Consider the following 14,778-nt stretch of genomic DNA (forward strand, 5'->3'; position numbering starts at 1 on the left):
GCTGAAAAAGTGCTAAAAACTAGTGTGTATCAAAATATATCACTAATAATTAAACATAAGTTTGATCTTACCCCGTGTTCGTATACTTTTTGCTCCCAATTCGTCAGTCAATGTTGCTATTTTGTTAAATATGTCGCATTTTTGAAAACAAAGTCACAATAACTGCAAAACAAGCTTGCAACATATCAGGTGGTCAGACCTATACTCTAGTAACTGGTCTGATTTGTCATAACGGCAAGGGACCCTACAATTCTGCGCTTCTTGCGATAGAAGTCGCTTTATTCAAAATAAAACATAAGAGGGTTTTGGTCATGAGCCAGAAAAACCTGTTTTCTAGATCAGCTTTAGCAATAGCAGTGGCAATTGTATCATCCAACGCAGGCGCGGCTGGTTTTTTGCTTAATGAATATTCTACATCCGCACTGGGACGCGCGTTTTCTGGGGCGGGTGCGATGGGCGACAACGCAAGTGAGGGAAGCCGAAACCCTGCTGCCATGATGTTGTTTGATCGTCCTTCTCTTTCTGTTGGTGCCGTTTATATTGACCCAAGCGTTGATATTAAAGGCCGCGATAATAGTGCTTTTACTTCCAATGATATTGCTCCAAGTGCAGTTGTACCTAATGCCCATTTCATTTTCCCAATTAATGATAAATGGGCTGTTGGTACATCAATGACCACTAACTTTGGTTTAGCCACTGATTTCCCTAAAGATTACGCTGGTGGCCCAGTTGGCGGCAAAACTGATTTAAAAACCGTTAACTTAAATTTAAGCGGTGCATATCGTTTAAATGATAATTTTAGCTTTGGTTTAGGCGTTAACGCTGTCTATGCAGATGCCGAAATCACGCGTCATATGGGAGTTGGAGCCTCACAAATCCCACCATCCTTAGGCGTGACACCAAGCACAACTGCAGCCAAGCTTAAAGGTGATGACTGGGGCTACGGTTGGAATACCGGAATCTTATATGAATTTAATCAAGACAACCGTTTAAGCTTAACCTATCGTTCAAAAGTTAAAGTTAAATTTGAAGATGGTAAGTTTTCAAACGACCTTCCAGCAATGCTTGGGGGGTTAAATGGTGGTAGCGTTAAAGGTAAACTCGACCTTAATCTACCAGATATTTGGGAATTTTCCGGCTACCATAAAGTCGCGCCAAAATGGGCTCTCCACTACAGCGCTTCCTATACAGGTTGGAGTACATTTAAAGATTTAACGGCTTATCAAAAAAGCGATGGCAAAGAGCTATTCCATAAACCAGAGCACTTTAAGGATGCATGGCGTTTAGCATTAGGTACAACCTATTTTTATGATGATAATTGGACCTTCCGCACGGGTATCGCCTATGATGAAAGCCCAGTCCCTGCAAAATACCGCTCAATTTCGATTCCTGACCAAGACCGTTATTGGTTAAGCGCAGGAACCACTTATGCATTCAATGAAAATACAACTGTTGATGTGGGTATTGCTTATATGCATGGCAAGAAAGTTAATATCAACGAAATGCTAAAAGAAGGTGACCCAAACACAACAACTCGCTTCAAATCTGAAGGTTCTGCTTGGTTATACGGTGTAAACTTCAACTATACGTTCTAATTAATCGAATTTTTAAGTATCGGGGAGTCCTCTCCCTGATACTATTATCAATGTCAATTGCTCCATCCCACTCATTTTCAAAACTTAACATAAATTTTCTTGACCCTAACCCGCATCATATGTAAATTAAATGTTAATCACATGAGTTCACCTCATCATTTCTTTATAAAATACACACTATCGCATTTTTAAGATAAATCGTTTTATATTTCATTAGATTATCATTCGTTCTCTGAATGTTCTTATTTGCAAGTACAACTCAATAGCATAATTTATATTGATGATACCCACTAATATATATGGCCTTTCATCAAACTGTATTAATAACGCTATATTCTATTATTGGCTACTGCCGCGAAGGCGTGTAAAAGAGGCAACAATGACGAAAACTTAGGAGGCTGTATGGGAACACTGTTTACTGTCGGTTTTATTGGTGTATTAGGGGTAATAGCCTTGATTGACACCGTCTCTCAACGAGGAAAGCGAGACAATGATTAGTTTTTTATTTATCACTCTCTAGTATCATGCGTATACAAGAGAGTGATAAACCTTCCAAAACAATTCAATTTACTAATCTATCGAATCAAGCTGGTCTTCAATCGCTGCCGCATTTGGGTTTTCTGTTGCTTTTAACGCGCCACCACTTGATAAAAAGTCATTACGTTGGAAATAGGCTTCTCGCATCATTAAGTACGGGTCTGAAGAGTTCTTCAATAATCCATCTGAATCTAATAGCCTTGCTCGGGTTTCAATTCCTTCCAGTGCCCATTTACCCGCTGACATCCAGAAAGTGAGATAGCTTAGCATTGGATATAAGTCATCAACTAAGTCACCCCCTTGCTCCCTTGGTGTTGCACTGCCGTATCCCGGTAACACCACATAAGGACCATAGCCCACATCGTAATAGCCTAAGGTATTACCAAAACGTTTTGGCTCTTCTTTTGCTAATTGAGGGTTTGCCATTGTCGCCACATCAATGAGCCCCCCCATACCGAAGACGGTATTAAGGAAAAAGCGGTTAAAATGTTTGAAACCTTGAGTCACTTCCCCACGCAGAAAGCTATTTAACATACTTGCAGGTTCTTCAAGGTTAACAAAAAAATTGGTTAATCCATTACGGGCAGGCATCGGGACATAATCATTCCAAGCAACAGCAACTGGCCTCAAAACATAAGGGTCAAGGACGTTATAGTTGAAATTAAACATTGCTCGGTTAAACCCTTCTAAGGGGTCTGAACGCTCATGTGTTTCTGGGTCAATGCTACTTGCACAACCTGCAATTAGCACCCCTGCCAGAAAAACGCCCGTCATGCGAAACTTCATAACACTTCTCCATTCCCTGTACCGTCCTACTGCGGTACTTTTCCACTGTAATAACTATTTTGCTTATAGTAAGGCGAAAAAAAGAATTATGTTAATCCTTTTGAGTTATTCGATTATCATAAAGGTTAATTATACGCCATTTAATAATATTCTTATTATAAGAAAATTGGACAATTAGTACAAAATAGAAATGTGCCCACTCAACCATAAAGATGGTAACCACCCTATTTTCGAATGAAAAACAGCCAAATAAATATTTATGGAAGATAAATTCGATTATTTGTCCGTAACAACTTGATTCAATTAGACCTGAACAGTAAAATGCCTTCGCTGTCGTAATTATGACGCCAAAAGTCCCCTTAGTTAAATGGATATAACGAGCCCCTCCTAAGGGCTAGTTGCAGGTTCGATTCCTGCAGGGGACACCATTGCCACTTCTAAAGACCTCTCAAGACTTCCAATTTTTCAAACAAAAACAACAAATTAATTATTTTGACTTCCAAGAAGGTCTAGTAACTTCTAGTGGAATCTAAGTGCTAATGTGTATAGTATTGTGTATAGGTCTAGGTTCGATAAAAAAACTATACACATTATGCTGCTCACTGATATCCAAATTCGTAAAGCTAAGCCTAAAGATAAGGTTTACACCCTAAATGATGGCAATGGCTTATCCCTTCTCATTGACCCCAATGGTTCCAAGGGGTGGCGATTTCGTTATCGCTTTGCGGGTAAGCCTAAAATGATTTCATTTGGCGTGTATGGGCAAATTTCTTTAGCCGATGCCAGAAGAAAAAGAGATGAAGCAAAAAAACAGCTTTCAGATGGCATAGACCCAAGTGATGCGCGCAAATCGGAAAAGATCACACAAAAATACGCTGCTGAAAATACGTTTAAAGCGGTTGCAATGGAATGGCATGCATCAAAATGCTCTACATGGTCAAAAGGCTATGCGAGCGAAATATTGCGTTGTTTTGAAAATGATGTTTTCCCTTTCATTGGTAGTCGGCCTATTGACCAATTAGCGCCATTAGAATTACTTGCCGTATTGCAGAAGATAGAAAAACGTGGAGCATTAGAGCAGGCAAGTAAAATTCGCCGTCGTTGTGGTGAAGTGTTTAGGTATGCAGTTATTACAGGCCGAGCAAAATATAACCCTGCCCCAGATTTGTCTGGTGCAATGAATAAGCCTGAAACCAAACATTTCCCATTCTTGCAAGAAAGTGAAATTCCTGATTTTGTAAAAGCGCTTAATAACTACCAAGGCAGTAAAATCACGAAATATGCCACCCAGCTATTAATGCTAACAGGTGTTAGAACTGTTGAGTTAAGATTCGCGGAATGGTCAGAATTTGATTTTGAAAATGCACTTTGGGAAATACCTAAAGAACGAATGAAAAAGCGTCGCCCTCATTTAGTTCCTCTCTCACCACAGGTATTAGAGATCCTTGATAAGCTAAAAGTTATTTCAGGTAACTATTCACTACTTTTCCCTGGGCGTAATGACTCACGAAAACCCATCAGTGATGCGAGTATAAATAAAGTTATCGCCAAAATTGGCTATAAAGGTAGGCTGACAGGTCACGGTTTTAGGCACATTATGAGCACTATTTTACATGAAAAAGGCTTTGATAGTGCGTGGATTGAGTTGCAACTTGCGCATGTTGATAAAAACTCCATCCGTGGAATTTATAATCATGCTTTATACCTAGAAGGTAGACGTACAATGTTAAATTCATATTCTGCTTTACTTAAATAAACTAGGTGTAATTTCGTGGAATGTTTGATAATTTATTAATGGAGATGTTAGAAAATGCGGAATTTATATTATCTATGAAACCAAATATTTCATTTTCTAATGAAATAAAGGTATTTTTAGGGCCATTATTTAACGTAATCCCAGCTTCACTAAATTTATCTATTAAATTTCTTTGATGCACTTTATAATTATATTTTCCTGCAGTACTAGTAATACAATTGTTCGCTGAGTTAATTATCCCCTCAACGCCAGACATAAATTCAATATAGTCTTGAGATATATTTAACTCACCAGACCTTGATTTCGGAAACATTAAATTATACAAACAAAAAATATTTATTTTATCTGACTTTAGCATATCTCGCTTGTTTATTTCAGTATTAACATAATCCTTGAACATCCCAAAATGAGATATATGGTTTGTTATTACCGTGTTCTTAGCATTCAATTGATATGTATCTAATGCTATGCGATTATTGTTTGCATTTAGTTCATATGTATTTAAAGCAATAACCACACCTACCACAGTAATAAATGTAGTTATAACCCAGAAAGCAACCTCTATTATTGATAGTGACCACTTTATTTCTTTATATAAATTATCAATTCCATGACTAGATAGATTAAAACCACGTTCATATAACTTAGAAGACACTACCGTCCAAGCTATTGAAACAACGCATATAACTACCGAAAAAACCAAGATCCCCGCGATAATATAAATAGCTACCCTTATTAATGGGTTTTCAATTTTCATATTCCTTTATCCCCTTTTACCTTCGGGTTTGATTTTTTGCAATTCATTTCTAAGATAGGTAACCATGTTATGAAATTCTATAGACCTATTCAAAATAGAAGTTCTATAATAAGTTAAATGATATTTTCTACTATACCACGATTTATTATTATTCCCTTTTGAGTATGATGCTCTTAAACTGTTTAGTGCTGCCTTTGTTTTTTGCACATCTCTCCATGAAGGCAATGGCTTTATTTTTGCTATTACTTTAAAAAATTGAAGGTGTTTATTATGGTTCAATCTTCCTAGTCGATTGATTCTACCTAAACATCGATTATATTCTTTTCTATAAGTACCAGACGTCCTCATGTTATTTTTTTTAGCTAAATTACATAGATTATGTAATGATGCTCTAATTTTCTTGACTTCATCTGATGGTACTCTTGGTTGTGCAAAATCAACTCGTAGCCCATGAACAACAAGCGGCTGCATAGACTCTTTTATTACTTTGGTTTTATTTTTATTTACAGGCAAATCTTTATTTGCAAGCATGTTTTCAATATGTAATTTTATTTGCGAGAAATCAAAATTAGGTAGCTTTGACGATACAGTAATATCGTCAACTAATCTTGTATAAACTAAATTTTTCCTCTCAGCTCTTTTAACAATATCAGCCTCTAAATCATGCAAACATAATGAGGCAATATAACTAGATGTTAAAGCACCTTGAACAATGAAATTACCTTTACAGCATAAGTCAGTAATAAGTTGTAATGCATCTCCTTGTATTTTCAATACCTTGCTAAATACACTTGTTACTATATCTTTATGAATGTTGTCAAAAAAGTTGTTAATATCAATTTTAAGTATCGATCTAGCGCCACAATGCAAGCTTGCACATGCAACATAATCTCTTTTAATATTATCTTCATGGTTATCATTATCACTTGGTACTGAACCAAATAAATGATTAGGCCATTTAATTAAGCCCCGAAATATTCTTCTGTTAATTCTATATTGAACCTTACGTAAATCTGAATTCAATGAATAAACTATTCTATCAGTACCATCAATTTTAGGAACTTTAAGCTCTATATACTTTTCATTATCAGGCAATGAGTTAATCCTGATCAGCTCACTCTCACTTATAGAAAGCGCCTCAGATAAAGTTTTTAACGAAGTTATTCTCTGTTTTGCTAGGGAGCGAGGTGTATGAGGACAAAAATTTTCATTATTTAACATAAGATAACATCTAGTATAAATAGCAAAGTTACACATAGCCTTCCCATAATCAAGGGTGCACAGAGTGATGTAATCTTAACCAACTTTTGTTAGCATCAGCCATCACTCTATAGCGGCTATGTGCAATATGCCGTAGGCTACGGTATCTTTTCCGCCGTTGACTGCGACGGTCGTGTCCTTCGGAAATGTCCAAATATATTGGACGCTTTAAATATAAAAATTTAAAGCAGTAATCTAACAAAAAATATGTTGGTTGCAATTAATCAGCGAAACGCTGACGCAAATAAACTATAACAAAAAATATATTTAGTTCAAGCTTAAGTGAAACAAAAACCCACGTAAAATTCACTACACCGCACCCGCCTGCACAATTTGGATCATAAAATTATTTCAGTTTTAAAATTCTACAAAATATATCGCTAAGCCGTACCAATACTAGGGCGTACCCGAAAATCTCAAACTGAAATGTGTGAAAAGATTTTCAATGAATTTCAGTTTTCAAGTGAAGCACACCTAGTGAATTAATTTATAATCACTTGAATATAAATAACTTTTCTATTTTACGTGAGATTTTCACTTAAGAGTTGAAGCCGCATAAAAACTGAAAAACTAGCATCCATGCGGCTTGAGAGGAAATAAAAAACTGAAATATGAACAAATTACTTTTTTATTTTAGTGTGCGTTTTTTGAACTAATGAATCTTTATTTAACCACTTATCAATCAAACGGTGGGCTTCTTTTTCTGTATATCCCCTTAGCTCTATGACTTTTTTAGTGTCACTCACTTCTATTCGAATATTACGTTTTTCATTAAACATATTTAATTACCCTTAGTAATAATCGCTACTTGGTTATATGTCGAAGGGAGTTAAAAAATATTTAACAACAAGAATACAATTTAATTAGATAAATAAGTTAAAATAATCACTTTTAATAGATAAAAAATCCAATACCATCAGCTGTACATTAATGCTTGGTGAGCTAATTAGTAGTCAAATAGAGTTATTCTTCGTATTAAATTAAGCTAGTCCAACTTCTTCAAAATACCCTCTACTTATTGTTCTAAATGCTTTTTATCGTATTAATACAAATGATAACAATGTCAACTTACAGCAGATTAAATGCAGTAAATATGATTATGATAATTCAATTTTAGTGAGATAATGCCTTTCCATGCCTGTCTCAGGGAAATCAGGCAATGACATTTGTTTCACATACCCTAATTTTTCATAAAATGGCAAGGCTTGAAAACTGAAGGTGTCAACTAAGCTATGAATACAACCTATTTTGATTGCTTCCCGTTCAGCAGCCTTCATCAATTTACTGCCTAACCCCATTTTTCTGGCGTCCTCACTCACCCATAAAAAATCAATACAGAGCCAATTCGCCTTCACAGAAGCCAGTAATCCTCCAAGCATAACACCAGAGTCATTTTTAAAATAAACGCCTAGCTCACCAAAACGTTCTGCATTCAAATATTGGATATTAAAACTACGTAACCCTGCAAGGAGTTCTTCTTTATCTTCAGTGGTGATTTCATGTGCAATAATAATATTCATTCGATGCTCTGTTAATACTCGGCTAATAACGTGTTATTTCAAACATATTTACTTTGATAAGTAAACAGTAAAATAGGAGAGGATTGAATATGCTATTTTAAAATACATCAGTTTCTATAATTTGGGTAATTAAAGCCGTTACAGACAATACCAATGAGGATTTGATCATTTGCTGAAAACGGTGTTTTTGTAATTCAATTAATTGGTTATCGACAAGATCCTCTGGTTGATTGAATCTCATCATTTCTGGTAAAGGTTCCATACAATGAAGCATTTTAATACTGCCTAAAATTTCATCATCGGTGAAATTCAGATCCACGTTTTCTACTGATAACGATCCATTCAAAGCAAGGAATAATTCTATATCCTCATAGGTTTCTCGAGAAATAGCCCCTAATGCAAATAGGAGTTTCAAACGAACTGATAACTCACCTAATGGGCCATTTCCAGTCAAAAGAGGCTCAACTGCATATTTTACTGCATAATCATCCTTTCTAAAAACTTTTAACATTAATTTATCAATAGCTTGTGAGATTAAAATAACAACCTCCTGGACAAATAAATGCACCTCCGGTCGTTGATTTAACCGTTCAAGAACTTGATTTTCAATGTTTTGTTTATTTTCCATATTAGCTTCTTTTATCACTTTATAGCTATATTACTTTATCTCACATAGCAAATAGCCATAAAGTGATTGAACCTCAAAAATTAATCCATTACCCGTAATATTACTTATTATTCAGCATCATTAATTGATATTGAGTACAAATTCTATCAATTATCTCTGGATATTGCTCTAACCCACAAAGCTCAACAACCGCTTGATATATACCTTTGCAAGCAACTAGCTTTGCCATTTCATTTGCTTGGGGATCGGCTTCACATCTGAAATGTAATGCGGCAGCAATTCCTATGATCAGATTTTCATTTGGTAATTGGTATTCTAATGTGCCTAACAACGGCTTAATTAAGCGATCATTAGAACTTAATTTTCTCATAGGCTGCCGCCCTACTCGACTGACATCATCTTTTAAATATGGGTTTGAAAAGCGACTTAGTATTTTATCTATGTATTGATTATGTATTTGTGAATCAAAACCATAACGTTGAATTAAAACTTGTCCGCTTTCTTGCATAGCTGATTTAACAACAGTATAGATCCTCAAATCTCCAATTGCCTCGCTGATTGTCTGGTACCCATATCGCTGCCCTAAATACGCTGTCATTGCATGACCTGTATTTAATGTAAATAATTTACGTTCAACAAATGCCATTAGATTGTTCGTCAATTCCATTCCATCGATAATAGGAATATCACCAACAAATTGTGTTCGGTCAACAATCCACTCACTAAAGGATTCGACAGTAACATCAAGTGGGTCATCATTCGCTGCATCCATCGGAGGAACGATCCGGTCAACTGCGGAGTCTACAAAACCAATATGTTGGTCAACCCATTGATGTAATTCTTCCGGCAAATGAACCAACACATGTTGTTTTAATTGGCTAGTTCCCCTTACCATATTTTCACATGCAATTATATTGAGTGGCTGGTTATTTCCCTGCGATTTTCTATAAATTATGCCTTTAGCTATCGTTGACGCTATTTTTTCAAGTACTTGTGGCCCGACAGCAGTTGTAAGCATATCCGCTGTTGCAATAAACTCTATCGTTTTAGGGTCATTACTATTAACAGCGTGAATGTGTTGGACTTTCTCGATACGATTTTCCTGACCAACAACATGAACATTATAAGATTGCTGATGCGCGAGTTGGTCAATTAATGGCTGATTGACATCAGTAAAAGTTACTTGTGAATTTGCGTCTGCTAATAATTTACCAATAAAACCGCGGCCTATATTTCCTGCACCAAAATGAATGACTTTCATTATTATTCTCCTTATGCTGCACTTTGAGACGCTAAAATTTCGAGTACTTCCTGAACATCTTGGGTTTCACATAAACGCTCAATAACCCCATCTTCATCTAACGCGGAAGTAATTCGTGTGATAACTTCAATGTGCTCATTATTTTGTGCTGCAATACCAATAACTAAGCGGGCAATTTCATCAGGTTCTTCACCAAATTGTACGCCTTCAGGGTATTGGCAAATAACAATGCCGGTTTTTAATACACGATCTTTTGCTTCTATGGTGCCATGAGGAACAGCAATAGATTCACCTAGATAGGTTGAAGTCAGTTTTTCGCGAGCTAACATCGCCTCAATATAGTCAGGCTCAACATAGCCACCCTCAACTAATTTTTGCCCTGCAAATTGAATGGCTTGCGTTTTATTCTGTGCAGATAGGTTTAAATGAATATGCTTTGCACTCAATGTAAATATCGCATCATCATGATCTTCCATTTCATAGGATTCATCATTTGCTGCAATAATCGTTTGTTTAACCAGTCGTCCATCATTTGCTGCTTTAGGATTTTTTTTAGCTATTAAATTGGTGACTAAATCATTATACGTTTGGCTATCTAAGAAGTTTGTTAAAGAAATATGCATTGCATTTGGTGCAAATGACTGTGCCCTTTGTGTTAGGTCTCTATGAGTAATGACAATATCAACGTTATCTGGCAGGTCGTTAATTGCCATATTAGTGACGGTAATATCGATTAACCCTGCATCTCGCACTTTTTTGGCTAATACCCCAGCCCCCATTGCACTTGACCCCATGCCTGCATCACAAGCAACAATAATGCTGCGCACTTGAGCTAAATTGATAGAGGTATCTTTATTGATTGAGCTTGTTGCTGATGACTTTGATTGCGTTTTCATATTGCGCATTTTTTTCGTCGCACTTTCGAGCTCATCATCATCGCCAATTCGTGTTCGTTTTAATAAAAGTACTGAAACGATAAAAGAAACAACTGTAGCACTGGTGACTGATAAAATAACGCCAATAAGTGATGATTTAGGGGTCATCAGTAGAACTGCAAATATTGAACCCGGTGATGCTGGGGAGACTAACCCTGCATGAAAAAGGTTCATAACAAACACTCCTGTCATCCCGCCCAGAATAACAGCAAGAATTAACCGAGGGTTCATTAAGACATAGGGGAAATAAATCTCATGAATCCCACCAAAAAAGTGAATAATTGTGGCCCCTGGTGCAGATTGCTTGGCATTACCTTTACCAAAAAACATATAAGCGAGTAAAACGCCTAAACCTGGTCCGGGGTTTGCTTCAATTAAGAAAAAGATGGAGGAACCTGTTTCAGATGCTTGCTGAATACCTAACGGTGAAAAAATACCGTGATTAATAGCATTATTGAGAAATAAGATTTTTGCAGGTTCAACAAAAATAGACGTGAGTGGAAGTAAGTTATTCTCCACCATCACGTTCACACCAGCCGCTAATATTTTGGATAACCCTGCAACAAGAGGACCGATCGCTAAATAAGCCAAAATAGCTAATAACATGCCGATAATGCCGGATGAAAAATTATTCACCAACATTTCAAAACCTGTTTTAACCTTGCCTTCAATCCACAAATCAAAACGTTTTATTGCATATCCGCCTAATGGGCCAGCAATCATTGCCCCCATAAACATCGGCATGTCAGCACCAACAATGACTCCCATTGTTGTTATTGCACCAACTATTCCACCCCGCTCTCCACCGACCAAACGGCCACCGGTATAACCGATTAATAGAGGGAGTAAATAGGTGATCATAGGACCAACAAGTTGAGCTAATGTCTCATTAGGCCACCAGCCCGTTGGGATAAATAACGCGGTAATTAATCCCCAAGCGATGAAAGCACCGATATTAGGCATAACCATATTACTGAGGAAACGCCCAAAATTCTGTACCTTTAATTTGATATTTGATGTTACCATGATAGAACCCCGTGGTACGAGAATGATAAAGTTGTAACGTTATCGCCAAATAACGTCTGTGATTTTTTCAACTCTTTCACTCTAGCATGAGCTTTATCAGATCCGCACCACGTGGGCCTTTATGTGAACAAGATCACTATTAGCCCCCGACTTACCCCACCTTTATATTGATGAAGATCACATAAAAATCATGTTACTAAATTACATTGCTCTTTTTTCACACAAAAAAACCATTTTTAGTGATGTTAGTCACAGTTTAAAACTCGTTATTTATCTTCAATTAGTGAAGAACATCACAATTTATTTTCTATTTATCTTTTTTATCCTGTGGACTGATATCAATTATCCAACTGTACAAATCACTTTTTATATTTTGTAATAAAATTACTAAACGCACTTTCTTCATTTTTCTTTGCATGCTGCAATAAATCACATTATCGTCTTTCGTAGTCAATGCCTGTTATTGCTATGTGAAAACTTCATTTTCTATTTCATTATTACTACCGTCTTTTTGCGATAATCTTAAACTGAATTAACGACAACGTATTATTATCAATACATTATTTAACCTTGCTTAGTCTGGTCTTCACCGATAAATTACCTCTAATTTTCTTAATTAAAATGTGAATATCATGACGTTAACCATTATTGTTTTTCTTTTGGTTTATATTGCGATGGGCTTTGGTAAGCTACCCGGCTTTAAAGTTGATAGAACTGGCGCTGCGGTTATTGGTGCCCTAGCTATGATGGCTATTGGTAGTATTACCCCTCCTCATGCATGGAATGCTATCGATTACCGAACGATTGGGATGTTATTCGGGCTTATGGTTGTTTCAGCTTCTTTTGTTGTGTCTGGTTTTTATAGCTGGACCGCAAATAAAGTCGCAATGCTAAAAGTTTCGCCCCCTATATTACTCGCTGTTTTAATTCTTGTTGGTGGCTTTCTTTCCGCATTGCTCACGAATGATGTTGTTGTTGTCGCGATGACTCCATTATTAGTATCAATTAGTTTATCTCGCGGTTTAAACCCAATTCCTTTTTTACTTGGCTTTTGTTTCGCAGCGAATAACGGAGCTGCAGGTTCATTAATTGGTAGCCCACAAAATATGATCGCAGCACAAGGGCTTGATATCTCGTTTGTTGGCTTATTACAGGCATCAGCAATACCAGCCCTGCTTTCCTTACCATTAACATGGTTAGTACTCGTTTGGTTATATCGTCATCGTTGGTATTTGACTAAAGAAAATACGCTCTCAACTCCCCCTAAATCAACCCAAGAAACATTAGATGTCTGGGAGACAGCAAAAGCGGGTGTCATTACTTTCGCAGTCATCATTACCTTTATTGTGACTGATATTCCTAAAGAACTTATTGCATTAACGGCTGCTGGATTTTTATTATTAAATCGATCTATTGCCTCGAGTGATATGCTTAAACTCGTTGATGGTAATCTTTTATTACTCATCATGGGGCTATTTGTTGTCAATGCCGCTTTTGCTGCCACGGGACTACCTCAGCAATTATTAACTGATTTGCGAAACTACGGTGTGGACCTCAATAATCCATTAGCCCTATTTCTAGTGACCGGTGTCCTAAGTACTATTGTTGGAAATAATCCTTCCGTCATGCTACTTGTTCCTTTCTTAACACCTGAAGGCAATGCCGATTCGTTAGGCTCTGCTCTCGTATTGGGTTCTGGTTTTTCAAGTAACTTACTGGTCTTCGGTAGCCTTGCTGGCATTATCGTCGTTGAGCAATCAGCGGCATATGGCGTGAAAATTTCTTTCGGTGAGTTCTCTAAATCAGGGGGAATTGTCGCGCTATTGTGTATGCTATTAGCCGCTGCTTGGATTTTACTTGCGTTATAGTCGTTTTAACCAATCTGCTATCACACTGGCAGATTGGTTATCATGATATTTTCTATGACAGGATCGCAAAAGAACGAACAGGAAAACCACTGGCATTATTGGGTTTTGCGACGATATTAAAAATTACCGCACCACGTGTAGGTACTTGGTCTAAATTAGCAAGCAATTCAACTTGGTAGGTATCTTGTTCTAATACATAATACTCACCGAGTAATGCATTATTTTTTCGAAAATCTTTTGCGGCATCAGTATCAAATGTTTCATGGCCAATTGCTTTTATACCGCGTTCTTCAAATAAAAATTTGAGTGCGTCCATACCCCAACCCGGTATTTGGTTATTGCCCTCGTCATCTTTATTATCCATAAGCTCTTGTGATGGCCAACGTTTACTCCAGTCAGTGCGTAATGCGACAAAACTCCCAGATTCAATTCGGCCATTTTTCGCTTCAAAATTAAGGATATCATCAAGAGAAAATGCAAAATTAGGATCTTCTTTTGCTCTCTCAGACTGGTCAATAACAATTAATGGCAGAACAAGTTCCTTTAATTCGAGCTCATGTAAATAACGTTTTCCTTCCACGAAATGGCAAGGTGCATCAATATGGGTGCCATATTGCCCTGGAAATGTAAACTGCTGCGCAAAAAAGCCTTCTGGGTAGCCAAATAATGTTTTAAATTCGGCAGAGTCAAACATAAAAAAATGCGGTGAGTCTTTATCGAAACTATGGGTCAAATCGACCCATTTTTTAGATTTTATTATATTAAATGCATCAATTAATTCATTGCTCATATTTGCCCCTGTCAGTTCTATTGTCTAAATAAACCTATCTACAAACTATTTTTATAATG

The 14,778-nt window shown here is 36.7% G+C and carries 12 protein-coding genes and 1 tRNA gene; 4 read left to right on the top strand and 9 right to left on the bottom strand.

Annotated elements, in window-relative coordinates:
* The first annotated feature begins 311 nt into the window (after nt 1-311).
* Complete coding sequence (gene fadL, locus M1E86_RS11950; RefSeq protein WP_213913201.1) at nt 312-1,595, top strand: long-chain fatty acid transporter FadL; 1,284 nt, start codon at nt 312-314, stop codon at nt 1,593-1,595.
* 570 nt (nt 1,596-2,165) lie between these two features.
* Here the strand turns inward: fadL and mlaA are convergent.
* Entirely contained in the window at nt 2,166-2,918 is a 753-nt protein-coding gene (gene mlaA / locus M1E86_RS11955; protein ID WP_102137593.1) for a phospholipid-binding lipoprotein MlaA, read from the bottom strand.
* Between the two features lie 353 nt (nt 2,919-3,271).
* Here mlaA and M1E86_RS11960 point away from each other — a divergent pair.
* Nucleotides 3,272-3,346, top strand: a tRNA-Arg gene (locus M1E86_RS11960).
* Nucleotides 3,347-3,510: 164 nt separating this feature from the next.
* Nucleotides 3,511-4,674, top strand: coding sequence for a phage integrase central domain-containing protein (locus M1E86_RS11965; protein WP_213913200.1), 1,164 nt, complete (start codon nt 3,511-3,513; stop codon nt 4,672-4,674).
* A gap of 1 nt (nt 4,675) precedes the next feature.
* On the opposite strand, the gene M1E86_RS11970 is transcribed toward M1E86_RS11965, so the two are convergent.
* The 7 genes from M1E86_RS11970 to M1E86_RS12000 all read right to left on the bottom strand — a co-directional run bounded on the left by M1E86_RS11970 (nt 4,676) and on the right by M1E86_RS12000 (nt 12,061).
* Nucleotides 4,676-5,431 (bottom strand): retron Ec48 family effector membrane protein, encoded by a 756-nt coding sequence (locus M1E86_RS11970; protein ID WP_213913199.1) that lies wholly within the window; start codon nt 5,429-5,431, stop codon nt 4,676-4,678.
* Between the two features lie 6 nt (nt 5,432-5,437).
* On the bottom strand, nt 5,438-6,652 hold the full coding sequence (locus tag M1E86_RS11975; RefSeq protein WP_213913198.1) for a reverse transcriptase family protein: 1,215 nt from the start codon (nt 6,650-6,652) through the stop codon (nt 5,438-5,440).
* A 659-nt stretch (nt 6,653-7,311) separates the two neighbouring features.
* Entirely contained in the window at nt 7,312-7,470 is a 159-nt protein-coding gene (locus M1E86_RS11980) for a hypothetical protein (protein WP_213913197.1), read from the bottom strand.
* A gap of 318 nt (nt 7,471-7,788) precedes the next feature.
* Complete coding sequence (locus tag M1E86_RS11985) at nt 7,789-8,211, bottom strand: GNAT family N-acetyltransferase (protein ID WP_125891371.1); 423 nt, start codon at nt 8,209-8,211, stop codon at nt 7,789-7,791.
* A 97-nt stretch (nt 8,212-8,308) separates the two neighbouring features.
* Complete coding sequence (locus M1E86_RS11990; protein ID WP_248466692.1) at nt 8,309-8,839, bottom strand: MltR family transcriptional regulator; 531 nt, start codon at nt 8,837-8,839, stop codon at nt 8,309-8,311.
* A 100-nt stretch (nt 8,840-8,939) separates the two neighbouring features.
* A complete protein-coding gene (locus M1E86_RS11995; protein WP_213913196.1) occupies nt 8,940-10,100 on the bottom strand; it encodes a mannitol-1-phosphate 5-dehydrogenase in 1,161 nt (386 codons plus the stop codon).
* Between the two features lie 11 nt (nt 10,101-10,111).
* Nucleotides 10,112-12,061 carry a PTS mannitol transporter subunit IICBA gene (locus tag M1E86_RS12000; protein ID WP_426099100.1) on the bottom strand — a complete coding sequence of 650 codons (1,950 nt, stop codon included), beginning with the start codon at nt 12,059-12,061 and terminating at the stop codon, nt 10,112-10,114.
* 632 nt (nt 12,062-12,693) lie between these two features.
* Here M1E86_RS12000 and M1E86_RS12005 point away from each other — a divergent pair.
* The gene (locus M1E86_RS12005) at nt 12,694-13,929 is read left to right on the top strand and encodes an SLC13 family permease (protein WP_213913194.1); all 1,236 of its coding nucleotides are present in this window, start codon (nt 12,694-12,696) and stop codon (nt 13,927-13,929) included.
* Nucleotides 13,930-13,981: 52 nt separating this feature from the next.
* On the opposite strand, the gene M1E86_RS12010 is transcribed toward M1E86_RS12005, so the two are convergent.
* A complete protein-coding gene (locus M1E86_RS12010) occupies nt 13,982-14,719 on the bottom strand; it encodes a cyclase family protein (RefSeq protein ID WP_213913193.1) in 738 nt (245 codons plus the stop codon).
* Nucleotides 14,720-14,778: the final 59 nt, after the last annotated feature.

Source organism: Providencia sp. PROV200 (genome assembly GCF_049901995.1).
Classification (GTDB): Bacteria; Pseudomonadota; Gammaproteobacteria; order Enterobacterales; family Enterobacteriaceae; genus Providencia; species Providencia rettgeri_E.

What these genes read in the sequence shown, in the direction of transcription:
- fadL (WP_213913201.1), top strand. Translation starts at nt 312, where the DNA reads ATGAGCCAGAAAAACCTGTTTTCTAGATCAGCTTTAGCAATAGCAGTG.
- mlaA (WP_102137593.1), bottom strand. Translation starts at nt 2,918, where the DNA reads ATGAAGTTTCGCATGACGGGCGTTTTTCTGGCAGGGGTGCTAATTGCA.
- M1E86_RS11965 (WP_213913200.1), top strand. Translation starts at nt 3,511, where the DNA reads ATGCTGCTCACTGATATCCAAATTCGTAAAGCTAAGCCTAAAGATAAG.
- M1E86_RS11970 (WP_213913199.1), bottom strand. Translation starts at nt 5,431, where the DNA reads ATGAAAATTGAAAACCCATTAATAAGGGTAGCTATTTATATTATCGCG.
- M1E86_RS11975 (WP_213913198.1), bottom strand. Translation starts at nt 6,652, where the DNA reads ATGTTAAATAATGAAAATTTTTGTCCTCATACACCTCGCTCCCTAGCA.
- M1E86_RS11980 (WP_213913197.1), bottom strand. Translation starts at nt 7,470, where the DNA reads ATGTTTAATGAAAAACGTAATATTCGAATAGAAGTGAGTGACACTAAA.
- M1E86_RS11985 (WP_125891371.1), bottom strand. Translation starts at nt 8,211, where the DNA reads ATGAATATTATTATTGCACATGAAATCACCACTGAAGATAAAGAAGAA.
- M1E86_RS11990 (WP_248466692.1), bottom strand. Translation starts at nt 8,839, where the DNA reads ATGGAAAATAAACAAAACATTGAAAATCAAGTTCTTGAACGGTTAAAT.
- M1E86_RS11995 (WP_213913196.1), bottom strand. Translation starts at nt 10,100, where the DNA reads ATGAAAGTCATTCATTTTGGTGCAGGAAATATAGGCCGCGGTTTTATT.
- M1E86_RS12000 (WP_426099100.1), bottom strand. Translation starts at nt 12,061, where the DNA reads ATGGTAACATCAAATATCAAATTAAAGGTACAGAATTTTGGGCGTTTC.
- M1E86_RS12005 (WP_213913194.1), top strand. Translation starts at nt 12,694, where the DNA reads ATGACGTTAACCATTATTGTTTTTCTTTTGGTTTATATTGCGATGGGC.
- M1E86_RS12010 (WP_213913193.1), bottom strand. Translation starts at nt 14,719, where the DNA reads ATGAGCAATGAATTAATTGATGCATTTAATATAATAAAATCTAAAAAA.